This is a genomic window from Demequina oxidasica, assembly GCF_000975115.1.
GTDB classification, from domain to species: domain Bacteria; phylum Actinomycetota; class Actinomycetes; order Actinomycetales; family Demequinaceae; genus Demequina; species Demequina oxidasica.
Map to the genome: position 1 here is coordinate 1,100,533 of NZ_BBRE01000001.1, position 21,631 is coordinate 1,122,163.

General features: G+C 63.3%; 19 protein-coding genes and 2 pseudogenes. 11 read left to right on the top strand and 10 right to left on the bottom strand.

Going from position 1 to position 21,631, the window contains the following annotated elements:
• Nucleotides 1-65 precede the first annotated feature (65 nt).
• On the top strand, nt 66-1,397 hold the full coding sequence (locus AOP77_RS05110; protein WP_152649778.1) for an MFS transporter: 1,332 nt from the start codon (nt 66-68) through the stop codon (nt 1,395-1,397).
• A gap of 75 nt (nt 1,398-1,472) precedes the next feature.
• Here the strand turns inward: AOP77_RS05110 and AOP77_RS05115 are convergent, their stop codons facing one another.
• Nucleotides 1,473-2,951 (bottom strand): CCA tRNA nucleotidyltransferase, encoded by a 1,479-nt coding sequence (locus AOP77_RS05115; RefSeq protein ID WP_062210192.1) that lies wholly within the window; start codon nt 2,949-2,951, stop codon nt 1,473-1,475.
• Nucleotides 2,952-3,038: 87 nt separating this feature from the next.
• Between AOP77_RS05115 and AOP77_RS05120 the strand changes: the two genes are divergently transcribed.
• The 8 genes and pseudogenes from AOP77_RS05120 (at nt 3,039) to AOP77_RS05150 (ending at nt 12,574) form a co-directional block, all read left to right on the top strand.
• Nucleotides 3,039-3,584, top strand: a complete 546-nt coding sequence (locus AOP77_RS05120) for an NUDIX hydrolase (protein ID WP_084622328.1) — start codon at nt 3,039-3,041, stop codon at nt 3,582-3,584.
• Nucleotides 3,584-5,623, top strand: coding sequence for a DUF6049 family protein (locus AOP77_RS05125; protein WP_152649779.1), 2,040 nt, complete (start codon nt 3,584-3,586; stop codon nt 5,621-5,623). Before AOP77_RS05120 ends, AOP77_RS05125 begins: the two co-directional genes overlap by 1 nt.
• Nucleotides 5,616-7,349 (top strand): murein biosynthesis integral membrane protein MurJ, encoded by a 1,734-nt coding sequence (gene murJ, locus AOP77_RS05130; protein ID WP_062210200.1) that lies wholly within the window; start codon nt 5,616-5,618, stop codon nt 7,347-7,349. The genes AOP77_RS05125 and murJ overlap by 8 nt, the downstream gene beginning before the upstream one ends.
• 32 nt (nt 7,350-7,381) lie before the next feature.
• Nucleotides 7,382-8,806 (top strand): protein kinase family protein, encoded by a 1,425-nt coding sequence (locus AOP77_RS05135; RefSeq protein ID WP_152649780.1) that lies wholly within the window; start codon nt 7,382-7,384, stop codon nt 8,804-8,806.
• A 95-nt stretch (nt 8,807-8,901) separates the two neighbouring features.
• Nucleotides 8,902-9,861: pseudogene (gene trxB / locus AOP77_RS05140) on the top strand (thioredoxin-disulfide reductase); the annotation flags it as partial.
• Between the two features lie 60 nt (nt 9,862-9,921).
• Nucleotides 9,922-10,221 (top strand): annotated as a pseudogene (gene trxA / locus AOP77_RS12495) (thioredoxin); the annotation flags it as partial.
• 94 nt (nt 10,222-10,315) lie between these two features.
• Nucleotides 10,316-11,617 (top strand): aminotransferase-like domain-containing protein, encoded by a 1,302-nt coding sequence (locus AOP77_RS05145; protein ID WP_062210206.1) that lies wholly within the window; start codon nt 10,316-10,318, stop codon nt 11,615-11,617.
• Between the two features lie 21 nt (nt 11,618-11,638).
• On the top strand, nt 11,639-12,574 hold the full coding sequence (locus AOP77_RS05150; protein WP_062210209.1) for a D-alanine--D-alanine ligase family protein: 936 nt from the start codon (nt 11,639-11,641) through the stop codon (nt 12,572-12,574).
• A 77-nt stretch (nt 12,575-12,651) separates the two neighbouring features.
• Here AOP77_RS05150 and AOP77_RS05155 read toward each other — a convergent pair whose 3' ends face one another.
• Both AOP77_RS05155 and AOP77_RS05160 read right to left on the bottom strand, forming a co-directional pair.
• Nucleotides 12,652-13,704 carry a ParB/RepB/Spo0J family partition protein gene (locus tag AOP77_RS05155; protein ID WP_062210212.1) on the bottom strand — a complete coding sequence of 351 codons (1,053 nt, stop codon included), beginning with the start codon at nt 13,702-13,704 and terminating at the stop codon, nt 12,652-12,654.
• Entirely contained in the window at nt 13,701-14,903 is a 1,203-nt protein-coding gene (locus AOP77_RS05160) for a ParA family protein (protein ID WP_304524093.1), read from the bottom strand. Before AOP77_RS05160 ends, AOP77_RS05155 begins: the two co-directional genes overlap by 4 nt.
• Nucleotides 14,904-15,265: 362 nt before the next feature.
• Between AOP77_RS05160 and AOP77_RS05165 the strand changes: the two genes are divergently transcribed.
• Nucleotides 15,266-15,505, top strand: a complete 240-nt coding sequence (locus AOP77_RS05165) for a hypothetical protein (protein WP_062210215.1) — start codon at nt 15,266-15,268, stop codon at nt 15,503-15,505.
• Nucleotides 15,506-16,288: 783 nt separating this feature from the next.
• Here the strand turns inward: AOP77_RS05165 and rsmG are convergent.
• The 6 genes from rsmG to rpmH all read right to left on the bottom strand — a co-directional run bounded on the left by rsmG (nt 16,289) and on the right by rpmH (nt 19,508).
• Nucleotides 16,289-17,032 (bottom strand): 16S rRNA (guanine(527)-N(7))-methyltransferase RsmG, encoded by a 744-nt coding sequence (gene rsmG / locus AOP77_RS05170; RefSeq protein ID WP_084622330.1) that lies wholly within the window; start codon nt 17,030-17,032, stop codon nt 16,289-16,291.
• A gap of 88 nt (nt 17,033-17,120) precedes the next feature.
• The gene (locus AOP77_RS05175; protein WP_062210218.1) at nt 17,121-17,612 is read right to left on the bottom strand and encodes a Jag family protein; all 492 of its coding nucleotides are present in this window, start codon (nt 17,610-17,612) and stop codon (nt 17,121-17,123) included.
• Between the two features lie 101 nt (nt 17,613-17,713).
• Nucleotides 17,714-18,661, bottom strand: coding sequence for a membrane protein insertase YidC (gene yidC, locus AOP77_RS05180; protein ID WP_062210221.1), 948 nt, complete (start codon nt 18,659-18,661; stop codon nt 17,714-17,716).
• 8 nt (nt 18,662-18,669) lie between these two features.
• The gene (gene yidD / locus AOP77_RS05185; protein WP_062210224.1) at nt 18,670-19,026 is read right to left on the bottom strand and encodes a membrane protein insertion efficiency factor YidD; all 357 of its coding nucleotides are present in this window, start codon (nt 19,024-19,026) and stop codon (nt 18,670-18,672) included.
• Nucleotides 19,023-19,367, bottom strand: coding sequence for a ribonuclease P protein component (rnpA, locus tag AOP77_RS05190; RefSeq protein WP_062210227.1), 345 nt, complete (start codon nt 19,365-19,367; stop codon nt 19,023-19,025). The genes yidD and rnpA overlap by 4 nt, the downstream gene beginning before the upstream one ends.
• A gap of 3 nt (nt 19,368-19,370) precedes the next feature.
• Nucleotides 19,371-19,508, bottom strand: coding sequence for a 50S ribosomal protein L34 (rpmH, locus tag AOP77_RS12105; protein WP_084622331.1), 138 nt, complete (start codon nt 19,506-19,508; stop codon nt 19,371-19,373).
• Between the two features lie 238 nt (nt 19,509-19,746).
• Between rpmH and dnaA the strand changes: the two genes are divergently transcribed.
• Nucleotides 19,747-21,132 carry a chromosomal replication initiator protein DnaA gene (gene dnaA / locus AOP77_RS05195; protein ID WP_061963255.1) on the top strand — a complete coding sequence of 462 codons (1,386 nt, stop codon included), beginning with the start codon at nt 19,747-19,749 and terminating at the stop codon, nt 21,130-21,132.
• Here the strand turns inward: dnaA and AOP77_RS05200 are convergent.
• Nucleotides 21,129-21,623 (bottom strand): tetratricopeptide repeat protein, encoded by a 495-nt coding sequence (locus tag AOP77_RS05200; protein WP_062210230.1) that lies wholly within the window; start codon nt 21,621-21,623, stop codon nt 21,129-21,131. The two genes, dnaA and AOP77_RS05200, sit on opposite strands and share 4 nt — an antisense overlap.
• Nucleotides 21,624-21,631 lie beyond the last annotated feature (8 nt).

Here is a 21,631-nt window from a genome sequence, read left to right on the forward strand (position 1 = left end):
CGAGTGATTCCAATATAGGACACGCCTGGCGCACCGGCGAGGCAATCACGCCTAGGGTGTGAGCCATGTCGTTACCTCGAGATCTCCGCACGCTGTGGCACTCGCGTGGGTTCCGAAGGCTCACCTACACCCGGGCGTTATCGCAGGCAGGCGACGGCATGTTCCAGGTGGGCATTGCGACTGCGTTCTTCTTTGATCCCACTCAGGCGGCGACGGCGCGCGATATCGCGATCGGGTTCATCGTCCTGCTTGCGCCCTTCACGCTGGTCGGCCCCTTCGTGGGTCCGCTCATTGATCGGTGGCAGCGCCAGCGCATATTGCTGGTGGGAAACCTAGTCCGGCTCGCGCTGGTGGTGGCTATCTGTGCCGTGTTGTTAGTGGACGCCGACGGCTCCAAGTGGGCGCTGTACACGTTGGCCCTGCTCGCGTTATCCGTGAACCGCTTCCTGAACGCCGCGATGACCGCGGGTATCCCCAAAGTAGTCGAGCCCCACGAACTGCTCGCGGCCAACTCGATCATGCCCACGCTCGGCACCATTGCCTCGGCCATTGGGGCCGCCGCCGGAGGCATTGCCACCATCATCGCTCCATCGGCAACCGACGCCAATCTCGCCCTGGCCGCGCTTGCTGGCTCCACCATCGGCTTCGCGGGTGCCGCGTGGGTCGTCACGGGCCTCGGTCGACGCGAGCTCGGCCCGGACCACCCCCTCGAGTCGCTCCACTTGGTGCAGCAAGTCCGTAGCCTCGGCCACGAATTGCGCGGGGGCGTCAAGTACCTTCACGCGCGGGTTACTCCCTTCCAAGGGCTCGGCGTCATGGCAGCCCAACGGCTTCTTTACGGAGTCATGTTCGTGGCGGCAATCCTCATCTCGCGCAACGTGCTCGGGGACCCCGACCATCCAGAGCAGGCCATCCAGAAATTTACGCTGGTGCTTGGCTTTGCCGCCGTGGGCTTCTTTGCCGCCGCCGTGATCACGCCCTCGATCGTGGACCGCATGGCACCGCAACAGTGGATTGTTCTCTCGCTGATCATTGGCGCGGTGGGCCAGGCCGTCTTTGCCATCTCCTCCGAGCCATGGACGTTGTTCACGGCGACCATCGTCGTGAGCTACGCCGTGCAAGCCGCGAAGATCGCAGTCGACACCATCGTCCAGCGCGACACGGACGATGCGGTGCGCGGCCGGGCCTTCACGCTGTACGACATGGCCTTCAACGTGGCGTTCATTCTGGCGGCCGTCGTGGGCGCCATGGTGCTCCCCGACTCGGGTTACTCGCGACCGGTGATCTTTGTGCTGGTGGCCTCCTACCTGGCGGTGGCAGCCCTGTACTCGCGCGCTCCCAGGGAGCCGATGCCGGCGCCGGTTCCGGCGCAATCTACGAAGTCGCTGACCAACTGACGTACTCCGCTGGCATCTCGCGTCGCACGGTTGGGCGGGGTCAGGACGACGGGCGGCCGCTGCCGCAGCGTCACCTCAGGAGCGCTCGGCCCACCATGTCAACAGTGCGTCACGCGCGCGCTCGTCCCCGAGTGGACCGTGCTCCATGCGCAGCTCGAGCATGTGCTTGTACGCCTGACCCACCTCGCGCCCGGGGGAAATGCCAAGAATCTCCATGATCTGCGTGCCATCGAGGTCTGGGCGAATCGAGTCGACCTCCTCGCGCTCGCGAAGGTCCGCGATGCGCTGTTCCAGGTCGTCATAGGCGAATGACAGCCGGTCTGCCTTGCGCCGGTTGCGGGTGGTGACGTCCGCGCGGGTAAGCCGGTGCAGCCGCTCCAGTTGCGCGCCAGCGTCCGTCACGTAGCGCCGCACGGCCGAGTCTGACCAGCGCGCGTCGCCGTAGCCGTGGAAGCGCAAGTGCAACTCCACTAGGTGGGTGACAGCCTTGGTGGTGTCCTTGTCAAACCTCAGCGCCTTCATCCGCTTGGCGGTGAGCTTGGCGCCCACCACCTCGTGATGGTGGAAACTCACTCCGCCGCCGGCCTCGAGGCGGCGCGTGGCCGGCTTGCCGATGTCGTGCATCAGCGCGGCCAAGCGCAGGATCAGGTCCGGTGCCGGTACGGCACCGTCAGCGCCGGTCTCGAGGTCGATGGCCTGCTCCACCACCGTCAGTGTGTGCTCGTAGACGTCCTTGTGGTGATGGTGCTCGTCGATCTCGAGTTTCAGCGCCGGCAACTCCGGTAGAACCACGGCGGCGAGGCCGGAATCCACGAGCGCTGCCAGCCCCTCGCGCGGGTGAGCACCCCGCAGCAGCTTGCATAGCTCGTCGCGCACTCGCTCCGCAGAGACCATCGCGATCCGGTCCGCCATTGCAGTCATCGCCGCGAACGTGGCTGGCTCGATGTCGAAGCCCAACTGGGACGCGAAGCGTGCCCCGCGCATCATGCGCAGGGGGTCATCGCCAAAGGACACGGCTGGGTCGATCGGCGTTCGGAGCAGACCCCCGGCAAGGTCCTCGAGACCACCGTGCGGGTCGACAAACTCAAGGCTCGGCACACGGACGGCCATGGAGTTGACCGTGAAATCGCGGCGGGCGAGGTCACCGGCAAGTGAGTCACCAAAGGCGACAACTGGTTTACGGGTCTCGCCGTCATACGTGTCAGCGCGGTATGTCGTGATCTCCACGTCCACATCACCGCGACGGCCGCCGATCGTGCCGAATTCTCGGCCCATGTCCCAGGTAGCGCGGGTCCAAGACTTAAGAATCGCCTCGGTCTGGTCCGGTCGCGCGGAGGTCGTGAAGTCCAAGTCCGCGCTCGACCGTCCTAGGAAGGCGTCTCGAACGGGGCCTCCTACCAGCGCGAGCTCGTGGCCTTGCGCATCGAACAGGTGTGCAAGTTCGAGTACCTCTGCGGGAAGCGCCGCCCACAGACTGACGGCACGCTGTCGTAGTACGTCGATGCTGACGCGCGCGGCAGAGGCGCCTTCTCGCTTGGGGTGTGGGGTGGTCACGCATCAAGTCTCCCAGAAACGCACGAGCATCACCCGCACCGGGCACGGGTGCTACGCCTAACGGCCCACCGTAGTTAGAGTGGGGCCATGTCCATGCGCCCTGTCCCGCGCCCCAGCGGGACCCCTATGCCGCCCGGCGGTGCGTCGTTGCGCCAACGGCGTGACAGCGCGGCCGGGCGCGCCTCGCACCTCCCGGTGAGCAACGAGACCTCCTCCGGAGGCATCGCGGTGCGCATAGAAAATGGCGTCGCGGAGGCAGCCTGCATCGGCCGTCGCAACCGCGCCGGCAGGCTCGAGTGGTGCCTACCCAAGGGGCACATCGAGGCCGGAGAGACTCCGGAGATCGCAGCAGTGCGAGAGATCGCGGAGGAGACCGGAATCGACGCTGAGATCATCCAGCCCCTCGGGACTATTGACTACTGGTTCACTGGGGACGACCGTCGCGTCCACAAGGTGGTCCACCACTTCCTCCTCGAGGCTCGCGGCGGTGTCATTACCGTGGAGAACGATCCCGACCACGAGGCCGAGGTAGCGAAATGGATCCCCGTGCACGCCCTCGCGAGCGAGCTCGCCTTCCCGAACGAGCGCAAGATGGCGGAGGCTGCCGCCGCCCTGCTTGACGTAGCGGTGTGATGGCGCTCAACCGCAGCGTGCATCGGCGCGCGCACTTGTCGCCCCGTCTGCTCGCCGGCATCGCCGTCGGCGCGCTCGTGGCCCTCGTGGGAGGATCGGCCGCCATCGCCACCCCTGTTGCCGTGGATCCCGAGCCCTCGCCGAGCGCCAGCCCCGCGCCTGAGCCCACCGGAACCGTCGACGACGTCTCCGCCGTGCTCGATACCTACGGGCCCTTCGTAGTAGCCGGCGGTCAGTCGCTGTCCGCGAACGTCACTCTCACCAATGCCGCTGACGACCCGGTGCCCGAAGTGGCCGTGAGGCTGTCGATCACCGAGAGCCCGCTCGACTCGCGCGAGGCGCTCGCCGAATTCTTCGACGATCCGGCGGTGGCTCCAATGCGGGTAATGAAATCCGTCGCGGCCGGCACCCCCGAGGTGGACGAGGACGATGAGCCGCTACACACCGGCACCCTAAGGCCGAGCAATCCGACGCAGGTCCGCGTGTCCGCCTCCTCCAAGGACCTCTCGCTCCCGGAAGGAACGGCTGGCGTCTACGGCGTCACGGCATCTTTTACCGTTGGCTCCTCCACGGTTTTCATTGACTCGATGGCGGTCACATGGCTCGACGCAGATATCGCCGCCCTCCCAGTCACTGCGATCGCCACCATCGCGGGCGCGCCGTCACGGGCCGCCAGCCTGCTCGCGGGAGCGGACGTGGAAGGCGTCACGTTCGCGGTCGACCCCACCGCGCTGACGGGCGCCAGCACGCTCGACGCGCTTGCAGGACGCGAGACCTACCTCCTGCCCGCGACCAACCCCGACGTGGCCTCGCTCGCCCATGCGGGGGACACCGACCTGATCGAGTTCGCTCTCGCTGACGCACGGTCTCGCATCTGGACCTCCGTCGCGCAACGACCTTGGCTAGCCGTGTCCGCAGTCGCAGACAAGTCCGTCGCCGGCTGGGCCAACTCCACTGGCGCAGTTGCCACGCTTTTTGACGACGGGAACGCAACCGAAGTCCCGGCCTTCGACGAGGCCGATGGCTCGGCTCCCTCCGTTGTTGGCGTTGACGTCGCGGACGAGAAGGACGTTTCGATCCTCGTTCCCGATGCTGCGCTCAGCAACCTCGTGGCGAGTTTTAGGCCATCCGACCCCGCCGGTCCCTCCCGGATTGTCGCCGAATCCGCACTGCTCGCGTTCGATGGTGATGGAGTCGCAGGCATCGTGGTCTCACCTGGACTTGGTTGGACGGTCGTGGATAACGAACCTTCCGCCAATCTGTCCGCGCTGATGTCCGCTCCGTGGGTCACTCACCGTCCACTCACCGAAGCACTCGCCAACCCCTCCCCAGGAGTGGCGATTCCCAAGGTTCAGGGCGCGACACAGGACGTCCCCGTCGACAGGGTCGCCGCGCTGAGTGCGCGTCTGGCGGGCCTTGACCGCCTCGCGCAGACCCTCGACAACCCTTCTGCCATCCTTCAGCCAGACGGCCAGACGCTGCTGGGTGCGGTTTCGTCAGCGTCTCGTGGAAACACCTCACTGCAGTCAGCTGAGTACGAGTCGGCGATCGCCGAGGTGGACACGACCTTGAGCTCGGTGGGCATTGTCCGCAGCTCCGATGTCAATCTCATCGCCACCAGTGGCGAGGTGCCGATCACGATTCACAATGATCTCGCATACGACTCAACCGTGACGGTAGTAATGAGGTCGACGTCTCCCAATCTGCAGGTGCGGGACCGACCCGTGATCACGGTGCCAGCGGGTGAAGAGGCGACCGCCATGGTGCCGGTGGAGGCCGTCTCCAGTGCGAACGTCTCCCTCAGCGTCTGGTTAGTCAACGCCGACGGCGACCCCGTCTCCGAGGCCCAGGACTTTACGATGCGGGTGCGCGCCGACTGGGGAAATGCGGCAACTGCCGTCTTCACCGGGCTACTGGTGCTGGTGTTGATTGGCGGGGTCATCCGCACTATCCGCCGTGGCCGCAAAGACACCCGCACCGGACCCGGGGAACCCGCTGAGGGCCCACACACCGTTGTCGAGGAAGAAACTGATGACTGACGCGCCCGGAGCGATTCCGCCCTCCGACCCGGCGCCTTCTGAACTGCGCGCCAAATCCCTGGGCAAGAACACCGCAATCATGGCATCGGGAACCCTGGTGTCGCGTGTGCTCGGGCTCGTTCGAAACGCCATGCTAGTCGCAGCCATCGGCGTCAATGTTGGCGTGGCGGACGCCTACGACATCGCCAACAAGCTTCCCAACACGCTTTACGCGGTCGTGGCCGCGGGCGTTATCAATGCCGCACTAGTGCCTCAGATCCTCAAGGCCTTTGGCCGCCGCGACGGCAAGCGCACCGTGGACCGCATCCTCACTGTCGGCACGGTCATCTCGCTCGGCGTGACCGTGGTGCTCACCATCGCCGCACCGCTGCTGGTGATGGCTTACGCGCCCTCCAACTGGTCTCCGGAGCTCATGGCGCTGGCCGTCGCCTTCGCACTGTGGTGCATCCCGCAGTTACTCTTCTACGCGATTTACACGCTGTTCGGACAGGTGCTGAACGCCAAGGAGCAGTTCGGCCCGTACATGTGGGCACCTGTAGTGAACAACATCATCGGAATCGTGGGCCTCGCGGCATACCTGGTGGTCTTTGGGCCGCAAATTAAGGGAGTGCCAGCCCTGACTGGCGATGCCCTCACCATCGCGTGGACGCCCTTCCGTATTGCGCTCATCGCAGGCGTCGCCACTCTCGGCATCGCCGCCCAAGCGCTGATTCTTATCTGGCCCATGGTTCGCGGCGGGTACCGCTTCGCGTGGGTGTGGCGGGGACCCAAGGGGGAGCTATCCGGCGTACGAACCGTCATCTCGTGGGCACTCGGCGCCGTCCTCATCGAGCAGCTCGGCGTGCTGTGGGCTACCCGGGTGGCGGCCGCCGCCCCAGCGGCTGCCCTCGCGGCTGATCCCAGCACCCCCGCCGGATCAATCGCCGGCAACGCCGCGTACTTTCAGGGCCTACTGATCTATCTCGTACCGCACTCGCTCATCACAGTCTCGATCGTCACCGCCCTCACCACCTCGATGTCCCGCCTCTGGGTGGCCCACGACATCACTGGGCTCCGTGCGGAGATCTCACGTGGCCTGAGGACCATCGGCATCTTCACCATCTTTGCCACCGTCGTCACCATCGCCATCGCTCCATCGATTACCCGTCTGATGAACCCCAGCGCCAGCCCGGCAGAGGTCACCTCCGTCTCGCAGGTCCTGATAGCGCTCGCGCTGGGGCTCGCCGCGCTGGGCGCGATGGTGCTTATCAAGCGCGTCTACTTCATCCTGGAGGACGCCAAGGCGATCTTCATGATTCACATTCCTATGACGGTCGTGCTCATTGGTGTTTCGCTCGCAGTGCGCCAGTACATGGACCCCAAGTGGTGGGTCGTGGGCGTCGCGCTGGGCCTGAGCCTATCCAACGTCATGGGCGTGCTACTGCGAACCTGGGGCCTACGCAACCGGCTTGGAGGGCTAGATGGGCGCAACATCATGCGCACCCACGCCAAGGCGTTGGCGGGTGCAGTGCCCGCGGGTCTTGCGGGTTGGGCCCTTACCCTCGTGCTGCCTGATCCCGTTAACAACACCGGAGTTGTGGGGTTCGCCGCAGCCGTCACCAACATCGCCGCCAGTGGTTTGCTCATGCTGGTGATCTACGCACTTATCTTGAGAATGCTCCGCACGCCAGAGCTCGGTGAAGTCATGTCTCCAGTGACTCGGCGGATTTCGCGCCGAGTACGATAGTTGCAAGACATATTGGGCTTAAGGGGACATTAGTGGTGCACATCGGAGCGAGGCTCGCGCGCCGATTCACGCTTCTCACTTCTGAAGACGTGGACGTCCCGGGCCTCGAGCGTTTCACGGCGCATGACAGTCGACTGCACCGCAATGTGCGCGTCGATGTCATCACCGCACTCGCACCCTCCGCAGTACGCCAAGCGGCGGCAGCCGCCGCACGTGTGCGCGACCCCCGCCTGCTGCGTGTCCTCGCCTCCGGGCGCGAGCGAATTGACGAGGAATCCTGGACCTACATGGTCACGGACGTTCCCGAGGGCATGCGATTCGCGGAACTCCTGACACGCCGGCGAGTCCCTGCCAGAATTGCCGGCACGATCATCGGCGATGCGGCTCGCGCGCTCGAGAAGGCCGCGGATGAGGGGGTCCACCACGGCTACCTTCGATCCTCTTCAATCTCCGTAGCCAACACCGGCCGGGTGACCGTCTCAGGGCTCGCAGTCGATGGTGAACTCGCCATGCAAGCTGGCGTGGGCCGGGGGGCCAGCGAGGCGACTGACGCGATGGCGCTCGGCAAGCTCTATCTCGCGGCTGTCACCGGCGTTGACCCAGACTCCGCGACCGAGCGGGATCTGCCATCCGATCTGGGCGTACGTGGGCGCAAACTCTGCATACACGTGATCGGTGGCACCGGGCCGCTGACTCTCGATTCGGTGTTGCACTCGCTCACTCCCATCGACTCGCGGATCCTCCGTGATTTCGCCACCTCCGTCCGTGGCATGCCTGCTCTACCCGCCGCGACGCTCGAGATTCAGGCTCGTGAAAAGCGCGCGGATGACGACGCCGCGGGCATGGGCATCACGGTCGGTGCCGATGCTCTGGACCGCGCGGATCGCGCCACACAGGAGGACTTGGCCGAGGGACGTTCAGATCCTCAGCTCAGTTCCTCGCTCGCGCGCATCGACGCAAAGTCAAAGTTTGGCCTGGTTTACGACGAAGATGACGCGGATTCCGAAGTCGATGAGGACGACGCTCCCATTTTGCGTGAGGTGCTCGCGAGCCACCCAGAGGTTGAAGAGCCACTAGGAGCAAACGAGCTCCACGACCTCTACGAGTTCGACGAAATGGTCGAGGTGCAGGACGTCAACAACACGACGTCGGTTTGGGAGGCGCTGCTCGAGAGACTGCACCGTCGCTGGCCAGGCTCAGAGACTCTCACCCGTCGCCTAGAGCGCGCGCACGCGCGCGCCAATCGTGCCGGACCCATCAAGGCCGCACCGATCCTCATTCCCCTATTCGCTATCGCAGTCATCGTGACGACGGTATGGGCCTTCTCGATGCTCAAGACCCCTCTTGACCCGGAGCTCCTGGGCCCAGACTCGCCTCAGAACACCTATCCGGCCTTTACCCACTCGCCGGAACCGTCACCGTCCGCGTCGGCATCAGATAAAGCAGACGACGAGTAATACGCGGTGCCTCAGAGTCGGGAACACATCCGCATACGCCGCTGTTACGAACTACGGCTATACACTTACCGCCAAACCCAAGCAAGGAAGTCACTGTGAGCGACACCCGCAACGTCATCATCGTCGGATCCGGCCCCGCCGGCTACACGGCCGCCATCTACGCCGCACGCGCCGGACTGGAGCCCCTCGTGGTCGCCGGTTCCGTCACCGCAGGTGGGGCGCTCATGAACACGACCGAGGTTGAGAACTTCCCCGGCTTCGTCGAGGGGATTCAGGGCCCCGAGCTCATGGAGACGCTACAGGCGCAGGCCGAGCGCTTTGGCGCCGAAGTTCAGTTTGACGACGTCACCGAGATGTCGCTCGAGGGCGACGTCAAGACCGTCACCACCGGAATGGGAAAGACGTTTTCCGCAAAGTCGATCATCCTCTCCACCGGCTCCGCATACCGCGAGCTCGGGCTTGAGGACGAGAAGCGACTCAGCGGTAAGGGTGTCTCCTGGTGTGCCACGTGCGACGGCTTCTTCTTCCGCGACCAGGAGGTCGTAGTAGTCGGCGGCGGCGACTCTGCCGTCGAAGAAGCCACATTCCTCACGCGCTTCGCCTCCAAGGTCACTCTGGTTCACCGCCGTGGCGAGCTCCGCGCGTCCAAGATCATGGCCGATCGTGCCGCAAATGACCCCAAGATCGAGTTCGAGTGGAATTCAGAGGTGGTCGGCATCGAGGGTGGCGACAAGGTCTCCGGAGTCGTCGTTAAGAACGTCGAATCCGGTGAGGAGCGCACCATCGCAGCAACCGGATTGTTCGTCGCAATCGGTCACATCCCACGTTCCGAGCTCCTCACGGGCGTCATTGACACGGACGCCGAGGGCTACGTACTCGTCGAAGGACGCACCACGGCCACCAACGTGGCTGGGGTCTTCGCGGCCGGCGACCTGGTGGACAACCGTTACCGCCAGGCCATCACCGCCGCAGGTTCCGGCTGTGCCGCTGCCTTGGACGCCCAGCACTACCTGGACGCGCTCGAAGACTCAGCCGTCGCATCGGGCGACGCCGTAGTGGTGGAGAAGGAGGCCCCCGCGGCCGCCGTTCTCACGGCCCCCGTCGCTGCGTCTGAGGACACGTTCAAGGCCGAGGTGCTCGAGTCCGACATTCCCGTGCTCGTGGACTTCTGGGCGACCTGGTGCGGCCCGTGCCGCGCTGTGGCGCCCATCCTGGACGAAATCGCTTCCGAGTACGCAGGAAAGGTCAAGATCGTGAAGGTCGACACCGACGCCAACCCGGAACTTGCGATGGCGTACGGCGTGACGTCCATCCCCACGCTGAACTTCTTCAAGAACGGCTCGATTGTGAAGTCGGTGACCGGCGCGAAGCCTAAGCCCACGCTGACGGGTTACATCGACGAGGTCCTCGCGTAGGTTTTGGTGCCGCCCGGCGCCATACTGGCGCCTCGACCAACGAGTTCATGCCCGATGCAGTGATGAGTGGTCTGGGCGTGGGAGACTGACTCGCATGAACGCGTCCGAACCCCGTGGCAACCGACTCGACCCCTGGTTTGATTCGTACGCTGCCCGAGCCCACAACATGCGCGCCTCCGAGGTGCGCGCGTTGTTCTCGGTCGTTGACCGGCCCGAGGTAGTTTCGCTCGCCGGCGGCATGCCTTACATCGGCGGACTTCCCCTCGAGGAGATCGGCGAGATGATGAAGCGCCTCGTCATGGAGCGGGGCGAGAAGGCGCTGCAGTATGGGTCAGGCCAGGGTCACGAAGAGTTGCGCGAGCACATCGTCGAGGTCATGGAGCTCGAAGGAATCAACGCGCACGCAGACGATGTCGTGGTCACCACCGGCTCGCAGCAGGCTTTGGACCTGGTCACCAATATCTTCATCGATCCGGGTGACGTGGTGGTCGCCGAGGCGCCTTCGTACGTGGGCGCACTGGGCGTATTCCGTGCGCACGAGGCCGAGGTCGTCCATACTCCCATGGACGCCGACGGGCTCATCCCTGAGGACCTCGAGACTACGCTCGCCGCGCTCAAGGCTGAAGGCAAGCGGGTCAAGTTTCTCTACACTGTGCCGAACTATCACAACCCCGGTGGCGTAACGTTGTCGCTCGAGCGCCGCCCCAAGGTGCTTGAGATCTGTGCCAGGTACGGGGTGCTGGTACTCGAGGACAACCCCTACGGGCTCTTGGGATTCGACCGCGAGCCGCTTCCCGCCATGCGCTCGATGTCTGAAGACGGCGTGGTTTACCTGGGGTCATTCTCTAAGACCTTCGCCCCCGGCTTTCGAGTGGGCTGGGCCGTGGCGCCTCACGCCGTCCGCGAGAAGTTGGTGCTCGCCTCTGAGGCGGCAATTTTATGTCCCTCCAACGCTTCGCAGCTCGCCATCTCGACCTACCTCACGCATGCGGACTGGAAGGGTCAGATTAAGAAGTTCCGTGAGCAGTACCGGGAGCGTCGCGACGCCATGATTCGCGCGCTCGAGGAGTACATGCCGTCCGCCTCGTGGAACGTTCCGGATGGCGGCTTCTACGTGTGGGTCAAGCTCCCCGATGGACTCGACTCCAAGGCGATGCTGCCGCGCGCGGTGACCGCTCGCGTTGCATACGTGCCCGGCACCGCGTTCTACTACGACGGGCAGGGCACCAACTACATGCGCCTGTCCTACTGTTACCCGACTCCCGAGGCGATTCGGGAGGGTGTGAGACGACTCGCGGGAGTGATTGACGACGAACTCGAGACTGTCCGGATCTTCGGCACCAATGGCGGCCGACCTTCGGGGCAGGTCGATTTCCCCTCACCCAACATCGTCTAAGCACAACCCAAGGAGGCATTGATGGACGTCACAATCCTGGCTGGTGGTATGTCCCACGAACGCGATGTTTCTGTGCGATCGGGCCGACGTGTTCGAGAGGCATTGCGCACGCGGGGGGTCAAGGCGAGATTGCGAGACGTTGACGCAAACGTGGTGCAAACTTTGCGCGAGATTGATGATGGCGTGGTGTGGCCACTGCTTCATGGCGCCGCTGGCGAGGATGGATCTCTTCAAGCCCTACTTGAGTTGACCGGCGTGCCGTTTGTGGGCACTACATCGAGCATTGCACGTGTGGCGTGGAGCAAGCCCGTAGCGAAGGAGGTGCTCCGCCGGGCCGGCGTGGCGACCCCTCACGGTGTGGCACTGCCTCAAACGCTCTTTCGCGACGTCGGGGCGGAACACGTCCTCAACGCTGTGGAGGAAAGCTTCTCCTTCCCGCTGGTGGTCAAGCCAGCCCGAGGCGGATCTGCGTTGGGCGTGACCCTCGTGACAGAGCGCTCTGAACTGTCCCGAGCAATGGTGCATTGCTTCGCGTATTGCGAAGCGGCTCTGGTGGAGAAGGCTCTGGTCGGTACTGAGGTCGCGGTGTCCGTCGTCGGCACCGGCGATCAGGCGCGTACGCTGCCCGCGGTCGAAATCGTCAGCAATGGGCCATACGACTACGACGCCCGTTACAACGCTGGCCGGGTCGAGTACTTTGTGCCCGCGCGGCTAGGAGCAGAGGAAGTTGAACTCGTCGAACGCGCGGCCCTCGTCGCTCATCAGGAACTGGGCCTGCGAGACTATTCGCGCATCGACATCATCCTCAGCGACGGCGCGGCCAACGTCATCGACGTGAACATCGCTCCGGGAATGACCGAAACGTCGCTATTTCCGCAGGCCGTCGGTGCGTCAGGAGACAATCTGGGCGCCATTTGCGAGCGTATCGCCACCGAGGCAATGCAGCGCGGCGCTTAGAATCGCTCTCACACAACTTTTTGAGGTCTAATCCGGGGCAAGATCGGGGCTTATGGCCGCTTACCGGACAAAGTAGTCTACTTAAAGACGCCTGGGTCGGTCGGGTCGATGAGGGCCACTAACCGGTTAAGGTCCTCAACTGTCGCGAAGTCGATAGTGATCTTGCCGCGGGCACGTCCCAGTTGCACCTTCACCCTCGTGTCGAGGTGGTCCCCCAGACGGGCCGAGAGGTCATCCAACGCCGCCGTGTGGCCGCCAGAACGTACTGAACCCTTCTTCTCTGGCTTGACCTCGACCCCTAGAGTTACGGCCTCCTCAGTGGCGCGTACGGACAAGCCTTCCGCGACTATGCGCGTGGCCAGTTGATCCATGGCGTCCGAGTTTTCAAGACCGAGCAAGGCCCGTGCGTGTCCGGCGCTGAGGACGCCGGCGGCGACACGACGCTGTACGGGCGGCGGTAGCTTTAGCAGGCGGAGCGTATTTGATATCTGAGGGCGGGATCGGGAGATTCGCTCGGCAAGTTGCTCGTGAGTGATTCCAAAATCATCCAGGAGCTGACGGTACGCTGCCGCCTCTTCTAGCGGGTTGAGTTGGCTACGGTGGAGGTTCTCCACGAGCGCATCACGAAGCAGGTCCACGTCCTCGGTCTCACGGACGATCGCCGGAATCTCCGTGAGTCCAGCCTCCTTGGACGCGCGCAACCGGCGCTCACCCATGATGAGCTCAAACCCCTCGCCCGAGGGATTGGTGCGCACCACGATTGGCTGCAATACGCCGATCTCGCGAATGGAGCCGACCAGTTCAGCGAGGGCTTCCTCATCAAAGACCGTACGTGGCTGACGCGGGTTTGGAACCACCGAGTAGGGATCGATGTGCGCGAACGTCGCTCCCGGTACGGGAACCAGGTTGGATTCCGAATCCCCGCTGTCGGCGCCTAACGATGCCTCGGCGGCCGTTGCCGAAGCACTTTCACGAACCTGAGCGGAAGTGCCCTGTTCCCGTGCTGAGTCCTTGCTCGAGTCACCAAAGAAGACGTCGCTAGGACGCGGGCCGGATGGAGCCTGCGGGCTCGCCTCGGTGGGGATCAACGCACCTAGGCCACGACCGAGACCTCGTTTTGGCTTGCTCACAGCTGTCCTCCTGAATGGGAAGCGGTGTGCCCGCGTTCCGCGATGTCCTTGGCGGCAGCCAAATAGGCAACTGCGCCGGTCGAGTGGGGGTCGTACGTCATCACCGTCTGCGCGAAGCTGGGAGCCTCCGACACCCGCACGCTGCGCGGAATAGTCTGCTCGAGCGTCTGGTTCGGGAAGTGCGCCCGCACCTCGGATGCCACCTCGCGTGCCAAGTTGGTGCGGGCATCGAACATTGTCAGCACGATCGTGCTGACGTGAATCTCCGGATTTAGGTGCTTCTTGACCATGTCAACGGTCTTGATGAGCTGCGTGAGGCCCTCGAGCGCGTAGTACTCACACTGAATGGGGATGAGTACCTCATTCGAGACCACCATCGCGTTTAGCGTCAGCAATCCCAAGCTAGGCGGGCAGTCGATGAAGATGTAGTCGAGGTTCTTGCCCGGTCCCTTGAGGAGTTCATGGATCGCAGTGTGAAGACGGAACTCGCGCCGCACTACAGAGACCAGTTCGATATCCGCGCCGGCGAGGTCGATTGTGGCAGGAACGCACCACAAGGTGTCGATGTCGGGGCAGCGCTGCGCAACTTTGGAGATCGGCTCGTCGTCTAGCAGGACGTCGTAGATTGACGGAGTGCCCGCGTGGTGCGGAACACCCAGCGCCGTCGAGGCATTTCCCTGTGGGTCGGAGTCTATGACGAGCACGTTGGCACCTCTGGAGGCGAGCGCTGCCGCAAGGTTCACGGAGGTAGTGGTCTTACCCACGCCACCCTTCTGGTTGGTCACAGTAATGATGCGGGTCGTCGGTGGCCGAGGGAAGTCAGTTGCTTCCAATGCGCGGCGTTTGCGTTCAGTCTCGATCATTTCCCTCGCCAACGGGCTCTCGTCGTCTTCCGTGATTCCGACGAATGCGTCATCGGCCGTTTCACGTGAAACATTGAGTGCGTCACCCACCGCGGGATTCTCCCCCGTCGCGGCGACGTCCGTCGTAACAGCTGATGAGCCAGTCGTTTCTGCGGCCGCCTTAGCGCTGGGGAAAGCGCTCCCGCCGCCTACACGGTCCGAGTCGACCGGCGCGTACACAGGTACGCCGCGCCGACCCCCCTTAGACAAGGTGCCCGCACTGGCCGTCGGCTCGTTGTCGTGTGGACTTGCTGATGCTGGTGCACCGCCCTGATTCGGGGGCGTCGGCTCCGTCACGCATTACTCCTGTCCGCGCCACCGACCCGAGGGCCTGGCGCACCGCACGCCGCCCAAAACGGCGACGCAACTACTCGTTGACAATCTATCCCGAGTAGAAAATCGCCTCGGGCCGGCCTCGTTGGATAAGCAACTGAGTCATCCACCAACCGGATCCTGATAAATCCTATCCGTCATAGCGCCGGGCATCGTCGCCCTCCCCGTCTACCGCGCGCTCCTGCCGCGATTCGGCTCATAGCTGGCGGCCCGATTCAGACCCTCACGACACAGCGCAGGTCGCCGCACGCCAAGCCGAATTCAAGCACCGCCCCGGCTCCGTCCACACGGTCCGGCCGTCGCGCGTCAGCCATGTACGGCCACTAGTGACACGCGACTCAACCACCGTAGCCTCCTCCACCCCTGTGGCGCCAGGCGAGGGCGAGGGCATCCCTGGCGTGTTTCACGTGAAACACCGCCGAGCAGAGGAGTCCACAGTGCCCACCAACGCCCTCCTCACTACTGCCCGTCGCGTAGCCAAGGGAATCGCGATCATCACGTGCAGCCAGGAAAGCAGCCCGCAACCACTCTCCACCACGACGGCGCGCACCTTCCCTCACCACTGAACTACAGGCGTCAGATGCATTGCCGCGCCTCAGCCACGGCGAGGGCGGAGGCTCTCAGCCAAGCTCTACAAGAATCCGCCACCACCAGGCGGCGCTCGAGAACCGCCTGGCAGGACTCCGCGAAAAGCGACGGCAATACAACCTAGTGTGCGGCGATGGCCTGGACCCGCAGTGCGATGGCCCCTCGGCCACTGCTAGGCGGGGCCCCACTGGAGGCCACAGGAGCGCAGCCTCGTGTGCGCTCATGGGCGGACGCTGCCAATGCGGCAGGCCCCTTCCGGACCCCGCATGCCGTGCTAGACACCCATACGTAGCCAGCATGGTCCTCTGGTACTCACGCGTGGCCCCGGTCCCTGTAGCGCGCAGGAAACCGCGACAAGTCGACTCTCACCCGCCATGCAGTGGCGCACTCAACTACCGGCAAGAACCAAGATGGAGCCCGTCGCACTGAGTCGCAAGCATCATGGCCCAGGATCACCATCCTCATCAACACCCTGACAAGGCGGGCAGACATGGGCCGTGAGCAACAATGGAGCGCTCCTGCAAAACGGGATCCCCGCACAACGGGGCGGGCCTCAAACAACCAGAGAGACAAAGGCGCCCTCATCATGTTTCACGTGAAACATGGTGTGGGAAACACCGCGAACCACGGAGAGACGTAGTGTCGCAAAAAATGCGCACGCCTGTGGAAAGACGGTGCGTATTGCCCCATTCCACGCATAAAACGGCTGTGGAGAACTTTGGGGATAACTGCACCGGCCGCGCGTAGGAAGCAGGGCGGGGTTAAGACCGAGTGAGTGTGACCACCGTCGTCGCATCGACACCCGCAATGGTGGGAGCCGAATGCACGGCACCCTGCAGCCCGTGCTTACGCAACACATACTTGGCACGCTCCAACTCCTCCGGAGCTGAACGCCCCTTGAGGAACACCATCTGCCCCGTGGGAGACAGGAGCGGGGCACACCACTTCACCAGCTTGTCGATCGAAGCCACAGCACGCGCAGTGATCACGTCGGCTTCCACCACGTCGGATACCTCCTCGGCACGCCCGCGGACCACCGTAACGTTGTCAATACCCGTTATCTCCGCAGCCTCAAACAACCAGGCCGTACGCCGTTCCATGGGCTCCACCAGCACCACAGGACGGGAAGGCTCCATCGCAGCCAGCACCATGCCAGGTAGGCCAGCACCGGAACCGACGTCCACGAGCGTGCCGTCAGGCAAGAAGGGTGCCAATGCGGCCGAGTTAAGGATGTGGCGCTCCCAAATTCGGGTCAACTCCCTAGGGCCTATAAGCCCACGCAGGATGCCCTGATCGGCCAATAGTTCCGCGAAAGAACGCACGCGTCCGAGCGAGTCGCCAAAAAACTCCTCAAGTGCGGGGGAGTCATTGAGGGGATCCCCCGTCAGGGTGCGCAGTGCTGGATCTACATCACCAACAACTGAACCCGACTTAGGGGTGGACGACACCAGATGCCCTTGCCCTGATGCTGAGGCATGGAACTCGTCTTCACTTGATGCGGTCATCCCCTACACCTCCCCGGTTGTTTCACGTGAAACACTACCCGCCACCCGCGATTTCACCGAGGGTGGTCAGGAATGACTTGTGAGCCTTCTATTCGCTGGCAGGAAGAATGACGACGTGACGCGACGGGTCTTCACCCTCGGACTCGGACCTGAGCCCGGCCTCGAGCACGACGTCGTGTACCACCTTGCGCTCGAACGCGTTCATGGGGTCAAGGGCCAACGCCTGTCCTGACTCCCTTACCTTGGCTACGGCTTCGCGTGCCGCCTCCGCAAGGCGCTCACGTCGACCAGCGCGGAAGTCGGTGATGTCCAGCATTAGGCGACTCATCTCACCGGTCTCAGACTGCACCGCGAGGCGAGCGAGGTCCTGCAGCGCGTCAAGTACCTCTCCATCGGGGCCAACTAAGCGACGAAGGTTCTGGTTAGGACCTTCGGAGACGATGGCAACCTTGGCGCGTCCGGCCTCGACGGAGATGTCAATGTCTCCGTCCATATCCAAAATGTCGAGCAGCTCTTCGAGAAAGTCTGCGGCTGCGTCTCCCTCAGCGTCGAGGGACGAGGTGTTGGTGGATTCAGTCATCGGGGTTCTTTCAGTGATGGCCACGAGGAGGGGTGCTCCTCATGGTGCGGCATGGAAAATTCTAGAGCTTGAAGTAGCGCCTTGCGCCAACCGGAAAGCAGCTATCGCTTCTTGCGTGGCTTCTTCTTGGGCTGCACACGCTGTCCGCTGGACTCGCCCGCCTCGATCACGGGGTGCTCGGGGTCGGTGTTATCGATGAGCGGCGTGCCCTTCTTTGCGGCCTTAGCGGCCAGTCGCGCCTTGTACGTCTTCTCCGCGTCAGATCCGGGAGTAGGGTTTCGCCGAATCACGTAGAACTGCTGACCCATGGTCCACAAGTTAGTGGTGGTCCAGTAGATGAGGACACCGATCGGGAAGTTGGGTCCGGAGATCACGAAGATGAACGGTAGGACATACATCAGCACCTTCTGCTGCTGAGCCATAGGGCCCTCGAGTGCAGAAGCTGGCATGTTCTTGCGAGTCAACTGACGCTGCGTAAGGAAGGTAGTAGCGACCATCGCGATGATCAGAACGGACGCCACGATCTTGGTCGTCATAGTCGAGCCGGGCTCCAGGAACGACGAGGACAGCGGTGCCCCAAAAAGGCTCGCTGAGTCGGCCTGCGCGGATAGCTCCGGCGTTAGCCAACCAATACCGGCTGCGTCGGGGCCGATCTCATAGTTGAGGACACGAAACAGCGCGAAGAAGATAGGCGCCTGCACGAGCATGGGCAGACACGAGGCAAAGGGGTTTGTCTTGTGCTTGGAATACAACTCCATGGTCTCGCGGCTCATCGCCTCGCGAGAGGCCGCATCCTTCTTGCCCTTGTACTTGGCCTGCACCGCTTTCAGTTCCGGAGCGATCATCTGCATCGCACGGGAAGCCTTGATCTGCTTCACGAACAGCGGCACCAGAATGATGCGGATCGTGATCACCAGACCGACAATGGACAGCGCCCACGCGGCACCCGAATCCGGCGGAAGTCCCAGCCAGGTCAGCATGGTGTGCCAGACCACCATGATGTCGGCCACGACAATCTCGATAGGCCGGAAGATGATCATAAAGTTCATGGTTGTCCTTAGTTGCTGGTCAGAGAATGAAGGCTAGGCGAGGCGACAGCGTCGTCGGTAGCGGCCATCGCGGCGTTGTTACGGGAAAGTCGAAAGCGCTTCTGACCCGGAGCGGGGACGTCGTCGACGCCTCCGTTGCTCCACGGGTTACACCGCAGCACTCGCCACGCAGCCAGTGCACTACCCGTCAGCGCGCCGTGGCTCTGGATTGCTTCCAGTCCATAGTGTGAGCACGAGGGGTAGTACTTGCAACGCGGGCCAGTGAGGGGAGAGATCACTGACTGGTAGCCGCGAATGGTGAAGATCAGCACGGCACTGGGAGCCGATGCCACGGCTCGGGCCGCCTTGCCTGCCTGCCCGCTCATGCGGGAACCTTCGCATCGGCCGCCGCGAGGGCACCGGAAAGATCCGCCCGTAGCTGCGCGTAGGAAGCGTCGGCCGCAGCCGGGAGCGCACGCACAACAACGCCACTACCAGGGGAAAGCGTGGGAAGAAGCTCCGCCATGATGGCGCGCATGCGCCGCTTGACTCGGTTACGAATCACGGCACCTCCCACTGCTTTAGATACGGCAAAACCGGCCATGCTCGTCGCATCGCCGGTTCGCGCTAGATAAACCACTGCCGTCTTCCGACCACTCTTAGAACCGCGACGCATCACGAACTGGAAGTCCGATGCCGCGCGCATCCGAGAGCTGGCAGGAAGCAAGTGTTATGCCGAGATCTTGCCGCGGCCCTTGCGACGACGGGTGGAAAGGATGGATCGGCCGGCACGGGTGCGCATACGCAGGCGGAAGCCATGCGTCTTAGCGCGCTTGCGTACATTCGGCTGGAAAGTCCGCTTGCTCACGGGAGTACTCCAAGACGTTTGAGGGGTGGGTCAAATCAGCGACCTAACGTTACGCCGAACTGGAACCGTGGTCAAATCACACGTCTCGCGTTGGTTACACCGCCTGAACAAGATAGGCTCCACCATCTCGGACTCGTTTGTTGGCAGCGACACGCCGATGAGCTGAGTAACGAAAAGATGACAGCCCATTCACCCCTGTGGATAATGCTGTGGACAAGCAGAAAGGGCGAACGTAAACGTGGCTTCAGACGAGTTGACTCAGACCATCGATGAGGTGTGGTCGCAAGCGGTCGACTTGCTGCACGAGGACGATGAGCTTTCGCCCCAGAACCGTTCCTTCCTCCGCCTGATCAAGCCACTGGCTGTCGTCGAGGGCAACGTGTTCTTGGCGGTCGCCGAGGAGTTCACCAAGAACAAGGTTGAGTCCACCATTCGTGGTCCACTCACCGAGGCGCTCAGTGAGGTCATCGGACACGACATTCGGATCGCCGTCACTGTCGACTCTTCCATTCGCCCGCCCAGCCCCGCTCGCGCGAACGATGACGGTGAGCACCACACCCCGCGGCCACCGCGCCGGGTCGCTCCCATCGAAGATCCGCACCTTAACCCCAGGTACACGTTCGACACCTTCGTCATTGGCTCGTCCAATCGCTTTGCGCACGCCGCGGCGCTAGCCGTCGCCGAGTCACCCGGCAAGACCTACAACCCGCTCTTCATCTACGGCGACTCCGGACTGGGCAAGACCCACCTGCTGCATGCGATCGGTCACTACACTCGCCACCTGAAGCCAGACACTCGGGTGCGCTATGTGAACTCCGAGGAGTTCACCAACGACTTCATTAACTCGATTCGAGACGATCGGTCACTGAGCTTCAAGCGCCAGTATCGCGAAGTCGATGTATTGCTGGTCGACGACATTCAGTTCCTGCAGGGCAAGGAACAGACTCTCGAGGAGTTTTTCCACACTTTCAATGCTCTGCATAACGCTGGCAAGCACGTGGTCATCACTGCTGACGTCAGTCCGCGAAACCTGGCCGGCATCGAAGACCGCATGCGCACCCGGTTCGAGTGGGGCCTCATGACCGACGTGCAGCCGCCCGACCTCGAAACCCGCATCGCCATCCTTCGCAAGAAGGCACAGGCGGACGATGTCCAGGCCCCAGGCGACGTGCTCGAGTACATCGGCTCCAACATCACCAGCAATATCCGCGAGTTGGAGGGCGCGCTTATTCGCGTCACCGCGTTCGCCGCGCTCAACAAGCAGCCGGTTGACCTGAGCCTCGCCCAGGTGGTGCTCAAGGATCTAATCTCTGACGACGATTCCGAGATCACCGCGGCAACCATCATCTCGATCACTGCCGAGTACTTCAGCATCACGATCGACGAGCTCACGGGCACCAGTCGTAGCCGTGTCTACGTCACGGCACGGCAAATCGCGATGTACCTCTGCCGCCAACTCACCGACCTTTCGCTACCCAAGATCGGCGACCACTTTGGCGGCAAGGACCACACCACGGTGATGTACGCGGTCAAGAAGGTCGAAGACCAAATCGCGCAGCGTCGTCAGATGTACAACCAGGTCAACGAGATCCACGCCCGCATTAAGCAGCAGTCGCGCGGCTAGTGCTTGGTGATGCCCTCCGCATAGGCCTTCATGGAACGGTTGTACCTGGGCAGCGTCTCCGCGAGACCCAAGAGCGCCACTTGCAGGCCTAACGTGGTGAGACCCAGATCGTGGAGCGCTAGCGCACGCACCAGCGCGGGCGCTTGCCCCACGACGGCCGATGCATCGGTTCCGGTCGCTTCCCAGGCATCCAGGACGGCGAGGCACTCCTTGGCGGAGCCCTCGGCGCGCAGCGAGCTCGCTAGTTGCAACGAGGCCTGAGGCGCACGCTCGTGGTCAAGACCCGCCTCGATGGCGTGTCGATACAGCTCGATGGCACTGCGGGTCATGCCAAGCGAGTCGTGAATCGACGCCCACTCAAACAGGGCGGCCCCATCACCCACATCGCGTTGTGCGATCAGTTCTCGCATCTGATCGAGCATCTCTGCCGGCCTCGTATCATCCATTTGGGCCCAAAACTGGTCAATGTGTGCTTCCCACGAGGTATTCATGGGTCCAT

Bases quoted from the DNA above. Each gene is read 5' to 3' on its own strand.
- AOP77_RS05110 (WP_152649778.1), top strand. From the start codon at position 66: ATGTCGTTACCTCGAGATCTCCGCACGCTGTGGCACTCGCGTGGGTTC.
- AOP77_RS05120 (WP_084622328.1), top strand. From the start codon at position 3,039: ATGTCCATGCGCCCTGTCCCGCGCCCCAGCGGGACCCCTATGCCGCCC.
- AOP77_RS05125 (WP_152649779.1), top strand. From the start codon at position 3,584: ATGGCGCTCAACCGCAGCGTGCATCGGCGCGCGCACTTGTCGCCCCGT.
- murJ (WP_062210200.1), top strand. From the start codon at position 5,616: ATGACTGACGCGCCCGGAGCGATTCCGCCCTCCGACCCGGCGCCTTCT.
- AOP77_RS05145 (WP_062210206.1), top strand. From the start codon at position 10,316: ATGAACGCGTCCGAACCCCGTGGCAACCGACTCGACCCCTGGTTTGAT.
- AOP77_RS05150 (WP_062210209.1), top strand. From the start codon at position 11,639: ATGGACGTCACAATCCTGGCTGGTGGTATGTCCCACGAACGCGATGTT.
- rsmG (WP_084622330.1), bottom strand. From the start codon at position 17,032: ATGACCGCATCAAGTGAAGACGAGTTCCATGCCTCAGCATCAGGGCAA.
- AOP77_RS05175 (WP_062210218.1), bottom strand. From the start codon at position 17,612: ATGACTGAATCCACCAACACCTCGTCCCTCGACGCTGAGGGAGACGCA.
- yidC (WP_062210221.1), bottom strand. From the start codon at position 18,661: ATGAACTTTATGATCATCTTCCGGCCTATCGAGATTGTCGTGGCCGAC.
- yidD (WP_062210224.1), bottom strand. From the start codon at position 19,026: ATGAGCGGGCAGGCAGGCAAGGCGGCCCGAGCCGTGGCATCGGCTCCC.
- AOP77_RS05200 (WP_062210230.1), bottom strand. From the start codon at position 21,623: ATGAATACCTCGTGGGAAGCACACATTGACCAGTTTTGGGCCCAAATG.